General features: G+C 69.5%; 13 protein-coding genes and 1 pseudogene. 11 read left to right on the top strand and 3 right to left on the bottom strand.

All coding sequences use genetic code 11. The features are described from left to right. A pseudogene (locus DMC18_RS25850) lies at nt 1-319 on the top strand (O-antigen ligase family protein); the annotation flags it as partial. 57 nt (nt 320-376) lie between these two features. Here the strand turns inward: DMC18_RS25850 and DMC18_RS25855 are convergent. After that, on the bottom strand, nt 377-526 hold the full coding sequence (locus DMC18_RS25855; protein ID WP_158285848.1) for a hypothetical protein: 150 nt from the start codon (nt 524-526) through the stop codon (nt 377-379). Nucleotides 527-768: 242 nt separating this feature from the next. Between DMC18_RS25855 and DMC18_RS03280 the strand changes: the two genes are divergently transcribed. Then, nucleotides 769-1,395, top strand: a complete 627-nt coding sequence (locus DMC18_RS03280; RefSeq protein ID WP_110121934.1) for an exopolysaccharide biosynthesis polyprenyl glycosylphosphotransferase — start codon at nt 769-771, stop codon at nt 1,393-1,395. 113 nt (nt 1,396-1,508) lie between these two features. Here the strand turns inward: DMC18_RS03280 and DMC18_RS03285 are convergent, their stop codons facing one another. Continuing rightward, nucleotides 1,509-2,360, bottom strand: coding sequence for a transglutaminase-like cysteine peptidase (locus DMC18_RS03285; RefSeq protein ID WP_110121933.1), 852 nt, complete (start codon nt 2,358-2,360; stop codon nt 1,509-1,511). 250 nt (nt 2,361-2,610) lie between these two features. On the opposite strand from DMC18_RS03285, the gene DMC18_RS03290 reads away from it, so the two are divergent. The 4 genes from DMC18_RS03290 (at nt 2,611) to DMC18_RS03305 (ending at nt 9,070) form a co-directional block, all read left to right on the top strand. Then, the gene (locus DMC18_RS03290; RefSeq protein WP_110121932.1) at nt 2,611-3,408 is read left to right on the top strand and encodes a metallophosphoesterase family protein; all 798 of its coding nucleotides are present in this window, start codon (nt 2,611-2,613) and stop codon (nt 3,406-3,408) included. Between the two features lie 67 nt (nt 3,409-3,475). Beyond that, a complete protein-coding gene (locus DMC18_RS03295) occupies nt 3,476-4,072 on the top strand; it encodes a polysaccharide biosynthesis/export family protein (protein WP_110121931.1) in 597 nt (198 codons plus the stop codon). 169 nt (nt 4,073-4,241) lie between these two features. Next, nucleotides 4,242-6,677: an EAL domain-containing protein gene (locus DMC18_RS03300; protein ID WP_110121930.1), complete on the top strand. Its 2,436-nt coding sequence runs from the start codon at nt 4,242-4,244 to the stop codon at nt 6,675-6,677. A gap of 77 nt (nt 6,678-6,754) precedes the next feature. Next, nucleotides 6,755-9,070 carry a PAS domain-containing sensor histidine kinase gene (locus tag DMC18_RS03305; protein ID WP_110121929.1) on the top strand — a complete coding sequence of 772 codons (2,316 nt, stop codon included), beginning with the start codon at nt 6,755-6,757 and terminating at the stop codon, nt 9,068-9,070. Nucleotides 9,071-9,236: 166 nt separating this feature from the next. Here the strand turns inward: DMC18_RS03305 and DMC18_RS03310 are convergent, their stop codons facing one another. Continuing rightward, nucleotides 9,237-10,775, bottom strand: a complete 1,539-nt coding sequence (locus tag DMC18_RS03310) for a helicase HerA-like C-terminal domain-containing protein (RefSeq protein WP_110121928.1) — start codon at nt 10,773-10,775, stop codon at nt 9,237-9,239. A 109-nt stretch (nt 10,776-10,884) separates the two neighbouring features. Between DMC18_RS03310 and DMC18_RS03315 the strand changes: the two genes are divergently transcribed. The 5 genes from DMC18_RS03315 to DMC18_RS03335 all read left to right on the top strand — a co-directional run bounded on the left by DMC18_RS03315 (nt 10,885) and on the right by DMC18_RS03335 (nt 20,913). After that, nucleotides 10,885-12,012, top strand: a complete 1,128-nt coding sequence (locus DMC18_RS03315) for an AI-2E family transporter (RefSeq protein WP_110121927.1) — start codon at nt 10,885-10,887, stop codon at nt 12,010-12,012. Between the two features lie 338 nt (nt 12,013-12,350). Continuing rightward, nucleotides 12,351-17,165 carry an NAD-glutamate dehydrogenase gene (locus tag DMC18_RS03320; RefSeq protein WP_110121926.1) on the top strand — a complete coding sequence of 1,605 codons (4,815 nt, stop codon included), beginning with the start codon at nt 12,351-12,353 and terminating at the stop codon, nt 17,163-17,165. A 171-nt stretch (nt 17,166-17,336) separates the two neighbouring features. Then, on the top strand, nt 17,337-17,681 hold the full coding sequence (locus tag DMC18_RS03325) for a hypothetical protein (protein WP_110121925.1): 345 nt from the start codon (nt 17,337-17,339) through the stop codon (nt 17,679-17,681). An 85-nt stretch (nt 17,682-17,766) separates the two neighbouring features. Further along, nucleotides 17,767-18,945 (top strand): DUF418 domain-containing protein, encoded by a 1,179-nt coding sequence (locus DMC18_RS03330; RefSeq protein ID WP_110121924.1) that lies wholly within the window; start codon nt 17,767-17,769, stop codon nt 18,943-18,945. Nucleotides 18,946-19,179: 234 nt separating this feature from the next. Then, nucleotides 19,180-20,913 (top strand): alkaline phosphatase, encoded by a 1,734-nt coding sequence (locus DMC18_RS03335; RefSeq protein WP_110121923.1) that lies wholly within the window; start codon nt 19,180-19,182, stop codon nt 20,911-20,913. The last annotated feature ends 68 nt before the right edge of the window (nt 20,914-20,981 follow it).

The raw sequence follows: 20,981 nt of genomic DNA on the forward strand, positions 1-20,981 counted from the left end.
GTCCGGCTCGGCCTGGCTGCGGCGGGCGGCGGTGGACGCGGCGGCCGGGCGCGACAAGGCCGCGGCCCAGGCGCTGGAGCGATCGTATCTGGTGGCGCCGCTGCAGACGGGGCTGTTCCGCGCGCGGACGGTCTTCGCCTTCGAACGCTGGGACCGGCTGACGCCGGCGGCCCGCGAGCAGGCGCTCTATCATCTGGGGGCGGAGTTGCGCCTGCGCGGCAAGCCCAAGCGCTTCATCGCCCTGGCCAACAGCATCCGCAACCCGGCTGGCCGGGTGGGCATGGCGCTGGAGCTCACGGCTCTGGGCGCCCGGCCCTGATGGCGACCCTGATCGCGGCGCACGGCGCCGTCAGGGGCCGAAATCAGGACTGAAAGATCAGAACAGCAGGCGGACGGCTTCGACCGCCGCGTACCACAGGCCGGCGGAAACCACGGCGGCCAGGCCCCAGCCGATGGCGCGCGGCAGACGACGCGGCGCCGGGATCGTCTGGGCGAGGCTGTTCAGCGAGAGATTGACGTGCGGCATGGAACCCGAAGTCCTACGCGCAGGCCCTCCCTACGCGACTACAGCCTAGTTCGCTGACCCTAAAGCCTGCGTGAAGGAACAGGGTTTATGCAATGTCACTATATTTATGGTTAAGTATCAGTTTCCGCGCGACGTCGTCGAAGAGTTGCATTAGGTAGTTAGATACGAAGTGGGGCGGGCTTCGTTTTGTGTGTGGTGGGATAGGGGGTTGCGCTGTGAGCGGAAGCTCGAACACCGAACTCATGGGCGGCGTCCCGTCGGAGATTCTTCCGCGCGTGGCTGTCGACCCCGGCAAGCGTGTGATCGACGTCGTCGTTTCAGGCCTTGCACTGATCTTTTTCGCGCCCGTGCTTCTGCTTGCGGCGCTGTTGATCAAACTTGAATCGCCTGGACCAATCCTGTTCCGCCAGACGCGGGGCGGACTTAACGGTCGCACCTTCACGATCTTCAAGCTGCGCTCGATGCGCTGCGAGGAGAACGGCGACAAGGTCGTCCAGGCCAAGCGCGACGACGACCGCATCACCAAGATCGGCAAGATCCTGCGCACCACCAGCATCGACGAGCTGCCGCAGCTGCTCAACGTGCTGAAGGGCGACATGTCGCTGGTCGGTCCGCGTCCGCACGCCATGGCGCACGACGCCTATTACGGCGCGCTGATCTCGACCTATCACATGCGCTTCCAGGCCAAGCCTGGCCTCACCGGCCTGGCCCAGATCCGCGGCCTGCGCGGCGGCACCACCGACGTCGAGGCCATGGCCGCGCGCGTGAAGGCCGACATCGCCTATATCGACGGCTGGTCGCTGTTCAGCGACATCCGCATCATCCTGCTGACCGTGCCGCACCTGCTGCTGGCCGAGAACGCCTACTAGGCTTCAGCCGGAAGGCGCCTAACCAAGGGGCGCCGCACCAAGATTAAAGGCCTCGCTCCGGGATCCGGGGCGAGGCCTTTCTCTTTGGGCTGAGATCCGGGGAGGGCCGGGGCTCAGCTCACCGAGACCCAGGCCGACGAGCCGGCCACCTGGCGCTCGATCCAGCGATAGTTCAGTTCGCTCCAGGGCGTGGCCCAGGGCGTCAGGTTGTCGAGCACCCAGTCGCCCTGCTCGAAGGCGACCAGCAGCACGGCGTGGCTTTCGCCGCGGGCGGTGACCGCGACGGCCATGGACAGGGCCGAGGCCGGCACGCCCGCCTCGATCAGGCGGCGGCGCTTCTCCAGCGCGTAGTCTTCGCAGTCGCCGTACATCTTGCCGTCGATGACCTTCGGCAGCGACCAATACTCGGCCAGGCCGTAGAGATCGAAGTCGTCGGCCTTGCGGACCTCGCGGTTCACCTGGCGATTGATCTCGTTGATCAGCTTCATCTGGTCGCGGGTCAGGCGGGCCAGGCCGTCGACGTCCGAAGCCAGCGTCACGCCGGCCGGCTGGGCGGCGGCGGCGGTCGTCGCCATCAGGGCGGCCAGGGTCTGGTCCAGCGAACTCAGGCGAATGTTAACGTCCGGGCGCACGGCGCGCAGAACTTCGATGGTCTGGACGGAAGTATCTTCGTCTTCTTCTACTGCCGAGACGGCCAGCGGCGCCGAGCCCCAGGTCAGGCGGCGCTCGCCGATCGACGAGGTGTTGATGGCGGCGGAACTGGCGTCGAGCGCCAGGGCGGCGACCTCTTGCGGCGGCGCGATGCAGCTCGCTTGATCCCGCTGGCACAAGGCTTTGAAGCCCGGAGGGGCCGCGGCCGGGGCGCCATGCGGCATGAAGGCCGGCGGCGCGGCCATGGCGGGCGCGGCGGCGATCATCGCGCTCAGGGCGACGGCGGCGGATCCAAGAAATGCGGAGATCTTCATGGTGGTCTCGCGAAATTCGTGAGTCCATCCTGCGATCCTTCATTGAATATCGGATCAAAATGCTTGGTGTTTTAACGAATAAGCGATCTGGTTTATTCGGTATTATTGATAATAGTCTCTGAATATTCACGGTGAAATTGGCGTGCAAATTCTCGGTATATTTCGTGTTAACAATGGCGCGCGGCGACAGTTGCCGCCCGCAAGCGGCTGAGGCAGTTTGAAGCCTCGTTTTCCGTCATCGTCAGAGCCCATGGTTTTCCGCTTCCTGCGTCCCAAGTCCGCGTCGAAGGCCAAGACCGCCAGCACGGGCGGGCGGGTGGTCTACGCCGTGGGCGACGTCCACGGCCGCCTCGACCTGCTCGACGACCTGCTCGACGCCGTGGCCGCCGACTTCGCGAGCCTGCGCCGTCAGGACCGGCCGGTGCTGGTGTTCGTCGGCGACTACATCGACCGCGGCGCGGACTCGGCCGGGGTGATCGACCGGGTCGAGGCGCTGAAGGCCGTGTCCGGCGGCGCGTCCGGCTTCGAGGTGCGGGCCCTGATGGGCAACCACGAGCAGACCCTGCTGCAGTTCCTCGACGATCCCGAGGGCGGGCCGGTGTGGGCCGAGTTCGGCGGCGGCGAGACCCTGGCCTCCTACGGTGTCGCCCGGCCGGCCGGCCGCGATCCCGAGGCCTGGCGCGCGGCGCAGGAGCAGTTCCAGCGCAACCTGCCCAGCCGGCACCTGACCTTCCTGCGCCAGCTGGAGCTGTCGGCCCTCTATGGCGACTACCTGTTCGTCCACGCCGGCGTGCGGCCCGGCCGCTCCCTGGCCGAGCAGGATCCGCAGGACCTGCTGTGGATCCGCGGCGACTTCCTGCACCAGCCCCACGGCCTGGGCCTGGTGGTCGTGCACGGCCACACTCCCGACGAGGAGCCGTTCGTCGGACCGCATCGCATCAATGTCGACACCGGAGCCTACGCCACGGGCGTTCTGACCGCCGTACGCCTGGGCGAAGGACCGCCTTCGATGCTGCAGGCGCGAAAACGTCGAGCCGTACCGGCGTGATGCTTGTGGCTGCCCTTCGCCCATGCCATGAGACCGGCGAGGGATGCAGCCAAGAGACGTGACCAGCATGATTACCGTTCGGCGCTTCATTCGGGCGGCTTCGCTTTGCCTGGCCCTCGCCGCGATCGCACCGGCGGCCCAAGCCCAAGGCGCCCCGCCCGCGCCCCAGGCCAGCGCCCCGATCACCGCCGACCAGGCCGCCGGCCTCGACTACCAGCTGGGCTCGGGCGACAAGGTCCGGGTCACGGTCTTCGGCGAGCCGTCGCTGTCGGGCGAGTTCTACGTCACCGGCTCGGGCAAGCTCTCCCTGCCGCTGGTCGGCGAGGTCAAGGCCGAGGGCCTCAGCGTCCGCCAGTTCCAGGACACGGTCGAGACAGCCCTGCGCGACGGCTACCTGAAGGAGCCGCGCGTCAGCGTCGAGGTCCTGAACTTCCGCCCCTTTTATATCCTGGGCGAAGTCACCAAGCCGGGCACCTATCCCTACACCTCGGGCCTGACCGTCCAGAACGCCGTGGCCACGGCCGGCGGCTACACCTACCGCGCCGACAAGGGCAAGGTGTTCATCAAGCACGATGGCGAAGAGAAAGAGACCAAGGTCGAACTCACGCCCTCGACCAAGGTCGGCCCGGGCGACACCGTCCGTATCGGCGAACGCTTCTTCTAAGAAACACCCCGCGGGCGCGGTATATTTCGTGCAATCGGACGGATTAAGGTTCGATTCACTACGAAATGCGGCAATGGGCCGCGCCTGCGACTACCTGGCCGCGTATTAGAAACCATTTTTTTGTATCTTTCCGCACAGAGTGGCTTCGTACCACTCTGGGGGAACGCCTTTGTTGAAGGTTCTGACCTGCCTCACCGGGCAGCATGACTTCAGGCTCGTGCTTGTCGCCGGCCTCGTCTGCTTCGCCGCGTGTTTCACGGCGTTCCGTCTTTTCTCGCGCCTGCGCGGGGCCCGCGGCTTGGTCCGCGGCGCCTGGCTGCTGCTCACCGGCCTCGTCGCCGGCTCGGGCGTCTGGGCTACCCACTTCATCGGCATGGTCGCCTACGACCCGGGCCTGAAGACGGGCTACAGCCCCGCCGGCACCCTGCTGTCGCTGATGATCGCCGTGCTGTTCATGGCCGCCGGCTTCGCCGTGGCCTCGGCCGAGCGCACCCGCACCAACGACTGCGCCGGCGGCCTGCTGCTGGGCCTGGGCATCGGGGCGATGCACTACACCGGCATGTCCGCCTTCGTGACCCAGGGCTACGTGGTCTGGGAACAGGCCACCGTCGCCGTGTCGGTGCTGATCGGCGTCGCGTTCTCGGCCGGCGCCCTGGTGCTGGGCGGCCGCGCCCGCACGCTGCCCAAGCAGCTGATCGGCGGCGGCATTCTGACCCTGGGCGTCTGCGGCCTGCACTTCACCGGCATGGGCGCTGTGACCATCATGCCCGACCCCAGCGTCATCGTGCCCGAACAGCTCCTGTCCGGCGCCGTGCTGACCCTGGCCGTCACCTCGATCACCGGCCTGATCATTCTGGGCGGCCTGGGCGCGGTGACCATCGAGTCCTCGACCAGCCGTTCGGCCCTCGACCGCATCCGCCGCCTGGCCAACGCCGCCTACGAAGGCATCGTCGTGGTCCAGGACGGCCGCATCAACGACGCCAACGCCGCCTTCTGCGAACTGGCCGGGGCCTCGCTCGGCGACCTGGTCGGCAAGCCGCTCTACAACGCCATGCTGACCTTCGACGGCAAGGAATCCTCCCGCGAGGGCGTGCGCCGCGAAGGCCTGCTTCAGCCGCCCGAAGGCGGCCGCGCCATTCCGGTCGAGGTGTTCTCGCGCCTGATGGACGACGGCGCCCGCACCGAGACCTCGGGCCTCACCGTGCTGGCCATCCGCGACCTGCGCGAGCGCCGCTCGGCCGAGGAGAAGATCCGCTATCTGGCCGAACATGACGGCCTGACCGGCCTGCCCAACCGCAACTCGCTGCAGGTGCGCCTGGCCGCCGCGCTCGAGCGCGTCGAGGCCTCGGGCGAGAGCCTGGGCCTGGTCTGCATCGACCTCGACCACTTCAAGGAAGCCAACGACCTGCACGGCCACCTGGCGGGCGACGCCCTGCTGGTCGAGGCCGCGCGCCGCCTCCAGGAGTCGGTCACCGCCCCGTCCTTCGCCGCGCGCCTGGGCGGCGACGAATTCATCATCGTGCAGATCGCCGCCGGCGACCAGCCGACCGCGGCCGCCGAACTGGCCGGCCACGTGCTGGAACAGCTGTCGCTGCCCACCTCTTACGAAGGCCAGGACCTGGCCATGGGCGCGAGTCTCGGCGTGTCGCTGTTCCCCGACGACGGCCGCACCGCCGAGGCCCTGCTGGCCAACGCCGACATGGCCCTTTACCGCGCCAAGGAAAGCGGCCGCGGCGTCTATCGCTTCTTCAAGCGCGAGATGGACGAGACCATCCGCGAGCGCCGCACCCTGGCCCGCGAGCTGCGCCAGGCGATCACCGACGAGGAGCTGGTGGTGTTCTACCAGCCGCTGGCCCGCGCCGCCGACGGCGAGGTCTGCGGCTTCGAGGCCCTGGTCCGCTGGAAGCACCCGGTGCGCGGCATGGTCCCGCCGCTCGACTTCATCCCGGTGGCCGAGGAGAACGGCCTGATCACCCAGCTGGGCGAGTGGGTCCTGCGCCGCGCCTGCGCCGACGCCGCCAGCTGGGACCGCCCGCTGCGCATCGCCGTCAACCTGTCGCCGCTGCAGCTGAACCAGCCCAACCTGCCCACCCTGGTGCACGAGGTGCTGATCGCCACCGGCCTGTCGCCCTCGCGACTGGAGCTGGAGATCACCGAAAGCGCCCTCTTCAAGGACTACCAGCGCGCGCTCGACAACCTGCGTCGTCTGAAGGCCCTGGGCGTGCGCATCGCCATGGACGACTTCGGCACCGGCTTCTCGTCGCTGTCGACCCTGCAGTCGTTCCCGTTCGACAAGATCAAGATCGACAAGAGCTTCGTCGAGAACATCCACCGCCACGACCGAGCCACCGTCATCGTGCGCGCCGTGCTGGGCCTGGGCCGCAGCCTGGAGATCCCGGTCGTGGCCGAGGGCGTCGAGACCCAGGAGCAGATCGACTTCCTGCGCGGCGAGGCCTGCGCCGAGCTGCAGGGCTACGCCATCGGCCGTCCGGGTCCGCTCGACAGCCTGTCGGCCTGGACCCTGGCCAGCGCCGCCGCCGTGTTCGAGCCCATCAAGACGCCGGAGGCCAAGGCTCCCAAGGTCAAGGTTCGCGGCGCGGCCTGATACACCGGAACCTTCACCGCTGAGGGGCGTTAGCTCACGCGCCCTATTGGGGTGTGCGCGTGATCTAGGGCGGCGGCATGGGCCAATTCCTCAGTCGGACGGCGATCCGCTTCGCCTCGTCCGTCGATCGGCCGATCCTTCGGCTGTGCCTCGTGGTCCTGGCCGTGGGGCTGGCCGCCGCGGCGCGCGTCGGCGCCGTCGCCCTGACCAACCATCCGAGCAATTTCCCGCCGTTCTTCGTGGCGGTGATGCTGGCCGCCCTGGTCGGCGGCCTGTGGGGCGGGCTGCTGGCGGTCGGGGCCAGCGCCCTGCTGGTCAAGCTGCTGTGGATGGGACCGCTGGACGCCGTCGAGGCCGCCCAGCTGGCGACCTTCGCCGTGAGCGCCGGCCTGATCGTGCTGTTCGTCGCGGCGCTTAGGCTGGCGGTGCGCAACGGTTTTGCGGCCGAGGAGCGGTTCCGCATCGCCCAGGAGGCCTCGCTCGACGCCTTCGTCATCCTGGAGCCGATCCGCCGCGGCGGCCAGATCATCGACTTCCGCTGGACCTACGCCAACCCCGCCGCCCAGGCCATGCGGCCCAAGGGCATCTCCACCCTGACCGGCCGCCGGGTGCGCGACGTCTTCCGCGACGACACCGGCGAACAGATGCTGGTCCGCCTGACGCGGCTGCTCGACGAGGGCGGCCCCGACGACCTGGAGCTGATGCGGGTGATCGACGGCGAGCCGCGCTGGGTGCGCTCGTCCGGCGTGCGGATCAGCGAGGGCCTGGCCATCACCTTCCGCGACGTGACGCGCGAGCGCCAGGCCGCCGCCGCCCTGCGCACCAGCGAGGAGCAGTTCCGGGGCGTGGCCAACGCCGCCCCGGTGATGATCTGGATCTCCGACGTCGACGGCGACTGCGTCTGGTTCAACGACGCCTGGCTGAAGTTCACCGGCCGCTCGCTGGGGGAGGAGCAGGGCAGGGGCTGGGCGCACGGCGTCCATGCCGACGACCTGGGTCCCGCCGAGGCCGAGGTTTTCGCCGCCACCAAGCTGCGCCAGCCGTTCCGCGCCGCCTTCCGGCTGAAGCGCGCCGACGGCGCCTGGCGCTGGATCAGCAGCGCCGGCGCCCCGCGCCACGACGCCTACGGCCAGTTCCAGGGCTATATCGGCAGCTGCTTCGACAATACCGAGGTGGTCGAGACCACGCTGGAACTCGAGGCCCGGGTGGTCGAGCGCACCGCCGCCCTGGAGGCCAGCATCGCCGAGCGCGCCAAGGCCGAGGCGGCGCTGGCCCAGGCCCAGCGGCTGGAGACGGTCGGCCGCCTGACCGGCGGGGTGGCCCACGACTTCAACAACCTACTGACCGTCATGGTCGGCGGGCTGGACATGATCCTCAAGAAGCCCGGCGACATCGCCCGCGTGCAGCGGCTTGGCGAGGCGGCCCTGGCGGCCGGCCAGCGCGGCGAGCGCCTGACCCGCCAGCTGCTGGCCTTCTCGCGCAGCCAGGAACTCAAGCTGGAGGTCGTCGACATCGCCGGCCTGATCCTGCAGGTCGAGCCCCTGGTCCGCCGCGCGGCCGGCGACGCCAAGACCCTGGTGGTCGAGGCCGATCCGCAGGCCGGCGCCAGCCGCGTCGACGCCGCCCAGTTCGAGGCGGCCCTGCTCAACCTCGTCGTCAACGCCGTCGACGCCACCCCCGACGCCGGGACCATCACCGTCTCGGTCACCGCCGAGGCGCTGGTTGACGGCCAGGCGGGCGAGGCCCCGGCCGGCGACTATGTGCGGGTCGCCGTCACCGACACCGGCCACGGCATGTCGCCCGAGGTGCTGGGCCGGGTGTTCGAGCCGTTCTTCACCACCAAGGAGGTCGGCAAGGGCACGGGTCTGGGCCTGGCCCAGGTCTACGGCTTCGTGCGCCAGTGCGGCGGGGCGGTGACCATCGACAGCCAGGAGGGCCGGGGCACGACCGTGTCGCTGCACCTGCCGGCCGCCGCGCCCGAGGCGCTGGGAGCGATCGTCGCCGAGGCCGGTCCGGCCGCCGATCTGTCGGGCGTGCGCGTGCTGCTGGTCGAGGACGACGCCAGCGTCCGGGCCATCACCGAGGGCGCGCTGTCGGAAATGGGCTGTATCGTCGTGGTCGCTGAGCACGGCCATGCCGCCCTGGCCTGCCTGGAGGCCGAGCCGCCGTTCGACGTGCTGCTGTCGGATCTGGTCATGCCCGGCGGCGTCAGCGGCGTCGAGCTGGCCCGCGCCGCCGTCCAGCGCGACCCCGACATGGCCGTCCTCCTCACCACCGGCTACGCCGGCGACCGCCTGGCCGCGGCCCTGGAGGACTCGCCGTGGCCGGTCCTGCGCAAGCCGTTCCGGATAGAGCAGCTGCGGTCGGCGTTGGCGGAGGCCATCCGACGCTGATCCCTCTCCCCTTGCGGGAGAGGGTGGCCCGCGAAGCGGGTCGGGTGAGGGGTTGATAGTCCTTTCAACCGCGAACGGCGGATAGGCCGGGCGCGGCGGTTCAGGTCTGAGAGACCCCTCATCCGTCGACTTCGTCGACACCTTCTCCCGCAAGGGGAGAAGGAAATCAGCGCCTCCGGCTCAAGCCCCCCAGCAGCCCGCGCATGATCTCCCGCCCCGCCTGGGACGCGACCGTGCGGATCAGCGACTTGGCGAAGGTCTCGGCCATGCCCTGGCGGTTGGAGGCGCGCGGCCGCGAGGCGCGGGCGTCTTCGCGTTCTTCCTGCGCCCGCTGGCGCTCGCGCACCTTCTCTTCGGCCGCCCGCTGGCGTTCGGCCTCGGCCGCGTCCTCTGCGGCGGCGGCGTCCTTCTGGGCCTGGGCGGCGCGGCCTTGCAGGGTCTCGTAGGCCGAGGCGCGGTCCTGCACCTGGTCATAGAGGCCGGCGACCGGGCTCTTGGCGACGGCGGCGGCGCGCTCCTCCGGCGTCAGCGGACCCAGGCGCGAGGCCGGCGGGCGGATCAGGGTCTTCTGCACCACGGTCGGCGCGCCCTTGGCGTCGAGCACCGAGATCAGGGCCTCGCCCACGCCCAGGGCCTGGATGGTCTCGGCGGTGTCGAAGGCCGGATTGACCCGGAACGACTGGGCCGCGGCCTTCAGCCCCTTCTGGTCGGCGGGGGTGTAGGCGCGCAGGGCGTGCTGCACGCGCGCGCCCAGCTGGCCCAGCACCGCGTCGGGAATGTCGGCCGGGTTCTGGGTGACGAAATAGATGCCCACGCCCTTGGAGCGGATCAGCCGCACCACCTGCTCGATCTTCTCGATCAACGGCTTGGGCGCGTCGTTGAACAGCAGGTGCGCCTCGTCGAAGAAGAACACCAGCTTGGGCTTCTCCGGATCGCCCACCTCGGGCAGCTCCTCGAACAGCTCCGACAGCAGCCACAGCAGGAAGGTCGAATAGAGCTTGGGCGACTGGATCAGCTTGTCGGCCGCCAGGATGTTGACGTAGCCGCGGCCGGTGACGTCGATGCGCATGATGTCGGCCAGCTTCAGGGCCGGCTCGCCGAAGAAGTGCTCGGCGCCCTGCGTCTGCAGGGTCAGCAGCTTGCGCTGGATCGCGCCCACCGTGGCCGGCGAGACGTTGCCGTACTGGGTGCCGATGTCGGCGGCGTGGTCGGCCACGTATTTCAGCGCCGCCTGAAGATCCTTCAGGTCCAGCAGCAGCAGGCCGTCCTTGTCGGCGACGTGGAAGGTGATGGTCAGCACCCCTTCCTGCACGTCGTTGAGCTCCAGCAGCCGCGACAGCAGCACCGGCCCCATCTCCGAGATGGTCGTCCGGATCGGGTGACCCTTCTCGCCGAACAGGTCCCAGAAGATGGTCGGCGGCGCGCCGGGGGCCAGGGCGATGTCCATCGAGGCGGCGCGGGCCAGCATCTTCTCGTTGGGCGCGCCCGGGGCGGCGACGCCCGAGAGGTCGCCCTTCACGTCGGCGGCGAACACCGGCACCCCGGCGTCGGCGAAGGCCTGGGCCATGATCTGCAAGGTCACCGTCTTGCCGGTGCCCGTCGCGCCGGCCACCACGCCGTGGCGGTTGGAGCGGTCGAGCCTCTGCGTCACGGGCCCTTCACCGAGCCCGATCAGGATCTCGCCGTCGCCGATCTCCAGGGTCATGCGCAACTTCCCTACATGATTGAGGCTTAAGCCTAGCTCTAAGCCTTGTCCTTCGCCATTCCGGCTGAACAATGGTCCCCAAGACTTACGTCAAAAGAGATTCCCGTCGATGACGACCGCTCCGCCCTCGATCACCAGCCGCAACGCCGTCGTCTTCCTGGCGGTGGTCGCCGCCGGCGCGGCCATGTACTTCGCGCGCGACATCCTCACCCCGCTGGCCCTGGCCGCCTTCCTGGCGGTGATGATCGACAGCTTCGCCCGGGTGCTGAGCAACCGGGTGCCGAAGTTCCCGCAGCGCCTGGCCCTGCCGATGGCGATCCTGCTGTCGCTGCTGCTGTTCGGCGGCTCGGTGTGGATCGTGGTCGACAACGGCGCCGAGTTCGTCGGCCAGGCCAAGGCCTACGCCCCGCGCCTCAACGAGGTGATCGCCAAGGTCACCGGCCTAGTGGGCGTCCAGGTGCCCCCGACCATCGACGACCTGATCGCCCAGCTCAATCCGCAGCAATATGTCGGCGCCGTCGCCGGCAGCCTGCAGAACTTCGCCTCCAACGCCGTGCTGGTGCTGATCTATCTGGGCTTCATCGTCGCCTCGCGCCGGGGCTTCTCGCGCAAGATCGTCGCCCTGTTCCCGCATCACGCCGAGCGCGACCGCTCGATGGCCCTGTTCCAGCGGATCCGCAACGGGGTGGAGCAGTACCTGTGGATCCAGACCGTCACCGGCCTGATCATCGCCATCGCCGCCTGGGCGGTGATGGCCCTGGTCGGGCTCGACAACGCCTTCTTCTGGGCCTTCCTGATCTTCATCGCCAGCTACATCCCGATCCTGGGCGGAGCCGTCGGCTGCATCCTGCCGCCGCTGTTCGCCCTCGTGCAGTTCAATCACACCCTGCTGCCGGCCATCATCCTGGCCGCCGCCCTGCAGGTGATCTACTTCGTGGTCGGCAACGTCGTGCTGCCGCGCATGCAGGGCGACAGCCTGAACATGGACCCGACGGTGGTGCTGCTGTCGCTGGCCGTCTGGGGCGCCCTGTGGGGCGTCACCGGCATGTTCCTGTCCACGCCCCTGACGGTGGCCGTGATGCTGATCCTGGCCCAGTTCGACGGCACCCGCTGGATCGCCATCCTGCTGTCGGAAGACGGCGATCCCAGCGGCGAGAAAGCCGTCTCGCACGGCCCGGCGGGCGTTGCCAAACAGGGTTCTGCGAGAAAAAGGCCGAGTTTGAAAAAAGGGGCTTAAATTCCGAAAAGGCGCGCCTATCTAAGTCTCGTACCGGGAGCCCCCACCCCGGTCCCGCGCGACGCCAGCCTGCTTTACCTGGCGCGTCGTAAGCGGAAACAGCCCGCCGCTCCCCCCAAGGCGGGCCTGCGCCGCCGGTCTCCCCCCACCGGCGGCGCTTCCGTTTCCGGACCGCATTTCCGAACAATCAACGGTCATCCGGCTCGGCTAGAAATGTGGGTGGCGCATCCTTCGGAATTTGGCAGTTTAGGCAAAATATTGTTCGGTTCTCAGGCGTGTGTGTTGAACGCGCGTGGGAAAGGGCTAGGTTGTCGCCAAAAATTCGCGAGGAAATACCCATGGTCGGCGAAAATGACCGCAAGGCGAACCAGCAGGCGTCCAACGCTCTGAGCGCGGCCCTGGCCGCGGCGCTGGGCGGATCGCTTTCCCCGCCCCAGGCTCAGTTCGCGGCCCTGGCGTCGGAAGACTGGTCGGCCGAGGAACTGCCCGGCGTCGGACCCGCCGAAGTGGCCGCCGCCCTCGCCGAACTCTGGCGCTTCGCCGAATCCGCCGCCGACCAGCCCCTGGCCCTGCGCGTCCGCGCGGCCGAAGGCGGCGACGTGCTCGAGATCGTCCAGCCCGACCGTCCCTTCCTCGTCGACAGCATCATGGGCGCCATCGCCGAGACCGGCTTCTCGGTGCGCGCCATGTTCCACCCGATGGTCGAACTGGCCGGCCAGCGCCGCTCGCTGATCCAGGTCTGGCTCGAGCCCGTCGGCCAGGACCGGGAAGCGGCCCTGCTGACCGCCGTCCGCGACGCCCTGGCCGACGTCCACCTGGCCGTCGACGACTTCGACGCCATGCGCGCCCTGATGCGCCGCACGATCGACGAGTTGCGCGGCGCCGGCGTCGACCTGCCGGCCGAGGAGCGGGCCGAGGGCCTGGCCTTCCTCGACTGGCTGGAAGGCGACCACTTCGTGTTCCTGGGCGCCCGGGTCTACGACTACCCCCGCACCGGCGACGGCGGCTATGCGGCCGAGGAGCCGCTGTACCAGCCGGAAGGCAGCCTCGGCGTCCTGCGCGACCAGACCCGCACCGTCCTGCGCCGCGAAAGCGAGCCGGCGATCCTGTCGCCCCAGGTCCGCGACCACCTGCTGCTCGGCGCGCCGCTGGTCGTGGCCAAGTCGAACCTGCGCTCCAAGGTCCATCGCCGCGGCTACATGGACTATGTCGGCATCCGCCGCTACGGCCCCGACGGCAAGCCCTCGGGCGAGGTCCGGTTCGTCGGCCTGTTCACCGCCGAGGCCTACGAGACCCCCGCCCACGAGGTGCCGCTGATCCGCCGCAAGGTCGAGCACGTGCTGGGCCAAGCCGGCAAGGATCCCGACAGCCACAACGGCAAGCGCCTGCGCAACATCCTCGAGACCTGGCCGCGCGACGAGCTGTTCCAGATCGAGGAGAGCGACCTGCTCTCCATGGCCCTGGGCGTGCTGCACCTCTACGACCGGCCGCGCGTGCGCCTGTTCACCCGCCGCGACCCCTTCGACCGCTTCATCTCGGCCCTGCTGTTCGTCCCGCGCGAACGCTACGACTCCGGCGTGCGCCAACGGGCCGGCGAGCTGCTCAGCCAGGCCTTCGACGGCCGCGTCTCGGCCTATTATCCCAGCTTCTCCGACGCCCCCCTGGCGCGCGTGCACTACATCCTCGGCGTCAAGCCGGGCCAGCACGGCGACCCGGACCTGGCGGCCCTGGAAGCGGCCATCGCCGAGACCACCCGCACCTGGGACGACCGCTTCGAGGCCATCGTCCGCGAGCGCGGCGCCACCCGTCCGGTGGTCGACACCCTGGGTCGCTGGGCCGGCGCCTTCCCGCCCGGCTATCGCGACCAGTACGACGCCCCCGAGGCCCTGGCCGACATCGCCGTCGTCGACGACCTGAAGTCCGGCGAGGCCGTGCGCGTGCGCGCCTTCCGCCGCGAGGGCGACGACGCCCTGACCTTCCGCTTCAAGCTCTATCGCCCCGGCGCCGCCGCCCCCCTGGCCGACGTGCTGCCGATCCTCGAGCACATGGGCCTCAAGGCCCTGATCGAGGACGGCTTCAAGCTGAAGCCGATCGTCGACGGCCTGATCTCGCCGACCTGGGTGCACGAGTTCGTGCTGCGCGACGAGCAGGGCGAGCACCTGGCCTTCGCCGACGTGAAGGGCGCCTTCGAGGCCGCCTTCGTCGCCATCTGGACCGGCCGCGCCGAGAGCGACGGCTTCAACCGCCTGGTGCTGGAGCTGGGCGTCGACTGGCGCGAGGCCGCCCTGGTCCGCGCCCTGGCCCGCTACCGCCAGCAGACGGGCCTGGACCCGTCGCAGGCCGTGCAAGAAGCCGCCCTGGCCGACAATCCCGGCGTCGCCCGCCTGATCCTGGATCTCTTCCGCATCAAGTTCGACCCGGCCATCGCCGTCGACCTGGACGCCCGCAAGGAGCAGGCCGTCGCGGTCGCCGACAAGATCACCGAGGCCCTGCAGGCCGTCGAAAGCCTCGACGCCGACCGGGCCCTGCGCCGCATCGCCGCCCTCGTCGGCGCGATCCAGCGCACCAACTTCTACCAGACGGGCGAGGACGGCGCGCCCAAGCCGCACATCAGCTTCAAGATCGCCTCGCGCGAACTGGCCGACCTGCCCGCGCCCAAGCCCTACCGCGAGATCTACGTCTCGGCCCCGCACGTCGAGGGCGTGCACCTGCGCTTTGGCCCGGTCGCCCGTGGCGGCCTGCGCTGGTCCGACCGCCGCGACGACTTCCGCACCGAAGTCCTGGGCCTGGTGAAGGCCCAGCAGGTCAAGAACGCCGTCATCGTGCCGGTCGGCTCCAAGGGCGGCTTCTATCCCAAGCAGCTGCCGCGCGGCGGCGACCGCGACGCCATCCAGGCCGAGGCCATCCGCGCCTACAAGACCTTCCTGTTCGGCCTGCTCGACATCACCGACAACATCGACGCTGACAACAAGGTGATCGCGCCTAGCTCCGTGGTCGTCCACGACGGCGAGGATCCCTACCTGGTCGTCGCCGCCGACAAGGGCACGGCCACCTTCTCCGACATCGCCAACGGCGTGGCGGAGTCCTACGGGTTCTGGCTGGGCGACGCCTTCGCGTCCGGCGGCTCGGTCGGCTACGACCACAAGGTCATGGGCATCACCGCCCGCGGCGCCTGGGAAGCGGTCAAGCGCCACTTCCGCGAACTGGGCAAGGACATCCAGACGGAAGCCTTCACCGTGGTCGGCGTCGGCGACATGTCGGGGGACGTGTTCGGCAACGGCATGCTGCTGTCCAAGCAGACCAGGCTGCTGGCCGCCTTCGACCACCGTCACATCTTCCTCGACCCCGATCCGGATCCCGCGATCTCGTGGGAAGAGCGCGACCGCATGTTCAAGCTGCCGCGCTCGTCCTGGGCCGACTATGACGCCAGCAAGCTCTCCAAGGGCGGGGCCATCGTGCCGCGGAACCAGAAGGAGATCCCGCTGTCGCCCGAGGTTCAGGCCATGCTCGACCTCAAGGCCGCCAGCGTCTCGCCGGCCGAGCTGATGACGGCGATCCTCAAGTCGCGCGCCGAGCTGCTCTATCTCGGCGGCATCGGCACCTATGTGAAGGCCAAGGGCGAGACCAACGCCGACGCCGGCGACAAGGCCAACGACGCCATCCGCGTCAACGGCTCTGACCTGCGGGTCAAGGTGGTGGGCGAGGGCGCCAATCTGGGCCTCACCCAGGCCGGCCGCATCGAGTTCGCGCAAAGCAGCGGTCACCTGAACACCGACGCCATCGACAACAGCGCCGGCGTCGACAGCTCCGACCACGAGGTCAACATCAAGATCCTCACGGGCCTGCTGGAGCGCTCGGGCGAGCTTGATCGTCCCAGCCGCAACACCCTGCTGGCCTCGATGACCGACGACGTCGCCCATCACGTGCTGGAGCACAACTACGACCAGACCCTGGCGCTGACCCTGCTGGAAAGCGACAGCGTCGAGGAGCTCGATTCCCATGCCCGCTTCATGAGCGAGCTGGAAGGCCGTGGGCGCCTGGACCGCAAGGTCGAGGGCCTGCCCGAGGCCGCCGTCCTGGCCGACCGCGCCCAGGCCAAGAAGGGCCTGACCCGGCCGGAACTGGCCGTGCTGCTGGCCTACGGCAAGCTTGATCTGTTCGACGAGATCATCGCCTCGCGCGCGCCGGACGATCCCTGGTTCCAGGCCACCCTGCACGGCTACTTCCCCAAGGCGCTGGGCGTCTATGCCGACGCCATGCAGAAGCACCGCCTGAAGCGCGAGATCATCGCCACGGTGGTCGGCAACCAGATGGTCAACATGTGCGGCCCGACCTTCCCGAGCCGCCTGAAGGCCGCCGCCGGCTGCGACGTCGAGGCCCTGGTGGTCGGCTTCGCCGCCGCCCGCGAGATCCTCGGGATCGACGCCCTGTGGGACCAGGTCTCGGCCCTGGACAACCAGGCCGGCGCCGACGGCCAGACGGCCCTCTACAAGGCCCTGGCCTACGCCCTGCGCAGCCTGACCTTCTGGCTGGCCCGCCGCGCCTTCCGCGACAAGTCGAGCGTCAAGCAGCTGGTCGAGGCCTACGGTCCGTCGGTCGCCGCCCTCAAGAGCCTGACCCCGACGATCCTGTCGGGCTTCGAACAGAAGACCACGGCCAAGCGCGCCAAGGCCTATGTCGCCGACGGCGCCCCGCAGGCGCTGGCGGAAGCCGTCGCCGCCCTGCAGCCGACGACCACGGCCGCCGACCTCGTCGATATCGGCAATGCGTCCAGCTGGAGCGTCGAGAACGTCGCCCGCCTCTACCACCAGGTCGGCGCGGCCCTCGGCTTCGACCGCCTGCGCTGGGCGGCCGGCCAGTTCGTCGGCGGCGACAGCTTCGAGCGCCTGGCCGTCCGCCGCCTGATCGAGGACCTGCTGTTCGAGCAGGCCGCCATCACCCAGGCGGTCCTGAAGTTCGCCGCCAACGCCCAGGCCGGCGACGACGAGTCCTCCGCCAAGGCCGCCGTGACCTCGTGGGCCGCCCTGCGCGCCGACCGCGTCAAGGCCGCCAAGCGCACGGTGGAAGACATCGAGCAGGCCGGCGGCGGCTGGACCTTCGCCAAGCTCACCATCGCCAATGCGGCGCTGCGCGAGCTGTCGGTCCAGGGCTGATGATCGCGGGCCGGGCAGTCTTATGCCCGGCCCGTCTCTCCCGTCCGCATCGCTGCAATCGTGGGTTCTGTTTGTGGCGATTGCAGCCTGTACAGCCGCCCTGCGTCCACGGTAGAGCTACGTCAGTCGCGGCGCACGGCCGGCGGCTTCGGGGTTCGGGGATCAGGCAGGATGCGGAAACTTCTGGCGGCGCTTGCGGCTGCGGCGATCTTCGTGTCGGGCGCATCGACCGCCCAGGCCTCGGTCGCCCAGGCCGGCACGGTATACAAGATCACCATCACCGACACCGGCGTGGTGTATTTCTGGCAGCGCGGGACCCGCGACGCCCAGCCGTCGTGCAGCGCCAGCTTCCCCGGGCGCTGGGCGTTCAGCACCAACACCTTGTCCGGCCAGGCGATGCTGGCCCTGCTGCTCTCGGCCAACGCCAGCGCCAAGCCGGTGGTCGTGGCGGGCAAGGGGGTCTGTGACGTCGCGGGCGACACCGAAAGCGTGAGCTACGCCTATATCGACGACTGACGGGCGCGGCGGCGGGCGCTAAAGGGCTGACGCCGCCCGCGAAGCCCGTCACCATCCCCCGACTCACCCCCGGGGCAAGCGCCGCATGGCCGCCGACAAAGACCGCATCCTGCTGCTCGACGCGCTGCGCGGCCTCGGCGTGCTGGGCATACTGCTGTGCAACGCGCCGGCGTTCGCCTTTCCGCTCGATCTCAGCGACAGCGTGACGGCCTGGCCGTTCGGGACCGGGCCGCAGACCATGTCGGTCTGGCTGGTCACCCAATGGCTGTTCCAGCGCAAGTTCGTGACCCTGTTCTCGATGCTGTTCGGGATCTCGATGTTCCTGGTCGGCGGCGAGCGGGGACGGGAAGGTGATCGCCTGCTGCATCGGCGCCTCTTCTGGCTGCTGGCCTTCGGGATCGCCCACGGCTTCGCGATCTGGTGGGGCGACGTGCTGCTGAGCTACGCCCTGGCCGGCTTCGTTGTGGCCCAGGCGCGGTCGTGGCCGGCGCGGCGGCTGCTGGGCTGGGGCGTGGGCGTGTGGCTGGTGTTCGCCGCCCTGTCGGCCCTGGGCCTGGCGCTGCTGTCGGGCGAGCCGCCGTCCGAGACCGCGGCCGAAGCCGCCCGCGAGGCGGCCAAGGGCGCGGCGGCGATCGCGGCCTATCGCGGCGACTTCATCCAGTCGATGGCCGTCAACGCCCGCGAGCGGCTGGAAAGCCTGCCCTACGAGCCGATCATCTTCCTGCTGACGACCAGCCTGATGATGATCGGCCTGGGCGCTTACAAGAAGGGCGTTTTCACCGGCGAGGCCTCGAAACGGACCTATGGCGTGCTGATCGCCGTCGGCCTCCTGGCCCTGGCCGCGACCGGCTGGGCCTATTTCACCTTCGTGTTCGGCGGCATGGCCCAGCCGGTGCTGCACCTGGCCGAGGGCCTGCAGACCATCACCGCCCCCCTGACCACCCTGGCCTATGTCGGGCTGATGGCCCTGGCCGCCCGCTCGTCCGGTTTCTGGCGCAGGATCCCCGCCGTGCTGGCGCCGGTCGGACAGATGGCCTTCACCAACTACCTTTCCCAGTCCTTGATCATGACCGCCATCTTCTACGGCGGCCGCGGCCTTGGCCTCTATGCCCGCCTCGACCGCCCGGCCCTGGCCCTGGTCGTCGTCGCCATCTGGATCGTCCAAATCCTGTGGTCGCGCTGGTGGCTCGACCGCTTCACCATGGGTCCGCTGGAATGGGTCTGGCGCCGGCTCTATCGCGGCCCCGCGCCGCTTAGGCGCTAGGTCGGATGCTCCCCCTGAAGGGGGAGCTGTCGGCGAAGCCGACTGAGGGGGAAGTCGTTGCGAGGTCGGCCAAGATCTCGAAAGCTGAAAACGTCCCCCCTCCGGCCCTTCGGGCCACCTCCCCCAGAGGGGGAGGATCTCTTCACCGAATAACCGTGTGCGTCATATGGTTGTCGCCAGGCGGGACTAACGCCGCTTGCAGACGCCGTGGGCGTCCCGTCGGGGAGTGCGTACATGAAGATCGATCGTCGCGGGCTTCTGGCCCTGCTCGGCACGGGCGCGGCCACGCCGGTCGCCGCCGCCGCTCCCAAGCCCTTCGAGGGCGAGGTGAAGTTCCTGCACGGCCTGGCCTCGGGCGATCCGCTGGCCGACCGCGTCATCCTCTGGACCCGCGTCACGCCCCAAGCCGCAAAGGGCGAAGGCGCGACCGCCCCGGTCGCCGTCCGCTGGGAAGTGGCGACCGATCCGGACTTCAAGACCCTCGTCGCCCAGGGCCGGACGCTGACCGACGCGGGCCGCGACTGGACCGTGAAGATCGACGCGACGGGCCTCAAGCCGGGCACGGACTATCACTACCGCTTCCGCGCCCTGAAGGCCGGCAAGCCGGTCGGCGAGGGGATCACGGGCGCGACCCGCACCCTGCCGCAGAGCGGCGTCAAGGACGTGGTCCTGGCCGTCACCTCGTGCTCGCTCTATCCGAACGGCTACTTCAACGCCTACGACGCCATCGCCAAGCTGCCGCGCGTCGACGCCGTGCTGCACCTGGGCGACTACATCTACGAATACGGCGGCGGTCCCAAGGACTACGGCATGAGTTCGCCGGTCGCCGCCCAGCGCCAGCCGGATCCGCCGCACGAGATCGTCAGCCTGTCGGACTATCGCCGCCGCCACGCCCTCTACAAGACCGACCCGATGCTGCAGGCCGCCCACGCCCGCGCGCCGTGGATCGTCGTCTGGGACGACCACGAGACCGCCAACGACAGCTGGGTCGGCGGGGCGGAAAATCATGATCCGGGCCCTCTTGGCGTGAATGGGGGCGAAGGCGACTGGGCCGCCCGCAAGGCCGCCGCGCTCAAGGCCTACTACGAGTGGATGCCGATCCGCGAACCGTCCAGCGGAACCCTGCCCGAGGCCGCCTGGCGCCGCTTCCAGTTCGGCGACGTCGCCACCCTCCTGATGGTCGAGACCCGCCTGACCGCCCGCACCGAGCAGCTGACCTACGAGCGCGACCTGCCCAAGACCGCCGACGGCAAGCCCGACATCGCCGCCTTCGTCGCCAAGTGGAAGGATCCCTCGCGCCGGATGATGGGCGAGGGCCAGGAGCAGTGGCTGGCCCGCGAGGTCGACGCCTCGGTCAAGGCCGGCACGGCCTGGCAGGTGCTGGGCAACCAGGTGGTCATGGCCCGCGTCGCCCCGCCCAACCTCAAGGCCACCATGGGCGACGAGAAGTTCGACGCCATGCTGGCGGCCCTGCCCGAATACGCCCGCGGCCGGGTGGCGGGGGGCGTGGCCATGTCGGCCTTCGACATCCCCTCCAACCTCGACGCCTGGGACGGCTATCCGGTCGATCGCCAGCGGGTCTACGACATCTTCAAGGCCAGCCAGGCGACCCCGATCGTCCTGGCCGGCGACAGCCACATGTTCTGGGCCAACGAGCTGTGGGACGACGCCGGCTCGACCCGCGTCGCCGCCGAGTTCGGGGCCACCTCGGTCACCTCGCCGGGCTACGGCGACATCATGCCCGGCGCCCCGATCGGCGAGGCCTTCGTCCAGCGCAACAAGGAAGTGAAATACGCCCACCCCAGCGCCAAGGGCTTTGTCCTGCTGACCCTGGAAAAGGGCAAGGCCGTGGGCGAACTGATCGCCGTCTCGACCATCCTGTCGACCGACTACACGACGGAAGTGCTGAAGCGCTACGTGGTGACGCCGGCCGACGGCGGCGGGGTCAAGGCGCTGAGCGAAGCGTGAGTTAGGCGACCCCTCTCTCTTTGAGAGAGGGAGGGGCCCGCGCCGAAGGCGTGGGAGGGTGAGAGGTT

Origin of the sequence: Caulobacter sp. D5, from assembly GCF_003185805.1 — a bacterium.
Lineage (GTDB): Bacteria > Pseudomonadota > Alphaproteobacteria > Caulobacterales > Caulobacteraceae > Caulobacter.

Excerpts from the sequence above, each read along its gene's own strand:
- DMC18_RS03325 (WP_110121925.1), top strand. The coding sequence starts at position 17,337 with ATGCGGAAACTTCTGGCGGCGCTTGCGGCTGCGGCGATCTTCGTGTCG.
- DMC18_RS03310 (WP_110121928.1), bottom strand. The coding sequence starts at position 10,775 with ATGACCCTGGAGATCGGCGACGGCGAGATCCTGATCGGGCTCGGTGAA.
- DMC18_RS03330 (WP_110121924.1), top strand. The coding sequence starts at position 17,767 with ATGGCCGCCGACAAAGACCGCATCCTGCTGCTCGACGCGCTGCGCGGC.
- DMC18_RS03280 (WP_110121934.1), top strand. The coding sequence starts at position 769 with ATGGGCGGCGTCCCGTCGGAGATTCTTCCGCGCGTGGCTGTCGACCCC.
- DMC18_RS25855 (WP_158285848.1), bottom strand. The coding sequence starts at position 526 with ATGCCGCACGTCAATCTCTCGCTGAACAGCCTCGCCCAGACGATCCCG.
- DMC18_RS03315 (WP_110121927.1), top strand. The coding sequence starts at position 10,885 with ATGACGACCGCTCCGCCCTCGATCACCAGCCGCAACGCCGTCGTCTTC.
- DMC18_RS03290 (WP_110121932.1), top strand. The coding sequence starts at position 2,611 with ATGGTTTTCCGCTTCCTGCGTCCCAAGTCCGCGTCGAAGGCCAAGACC.
- DMC18_RS03305 (WP_110121929.1), top strand. The coding sequence starts at position 6,755 with ATGGGCCAATTCCTCAGTCGGACGGCGATCCGCTTCGCCTCGTCCGTC.
- DMC18_RS03295 (WP_110121931.1), top strand. The coding sequence starts at position 3,476 with ATGATTACCGTTCGGCGCTTCATTCGGGCGGCTTCGCTTTGCCTGGCC.
- DMC18_RS03320 (WP_110121926.1), top strand. The coding sequence starts at position 12,351 with ATGGTCGGCGAAAATGACCGCAAGGCGAACCAGCAGGCGTCCAACGCT.
- DMC18_RS03335 (WP_110121923.1), top strand. The coding sequence starts at position 19,180 with ATGAAGATCGATCGTCGCGGGCTTCTGGCCCTGCTCGGCACGGGCGCG.
- DMC18_RS03285 (WP_110121933.1), bottom strand. The coding sequence starts at position 2,360 with ATGAAGATCTCCGCATTTCTTGGATCCGCCGCCGTCGCCCTGAGCGCG.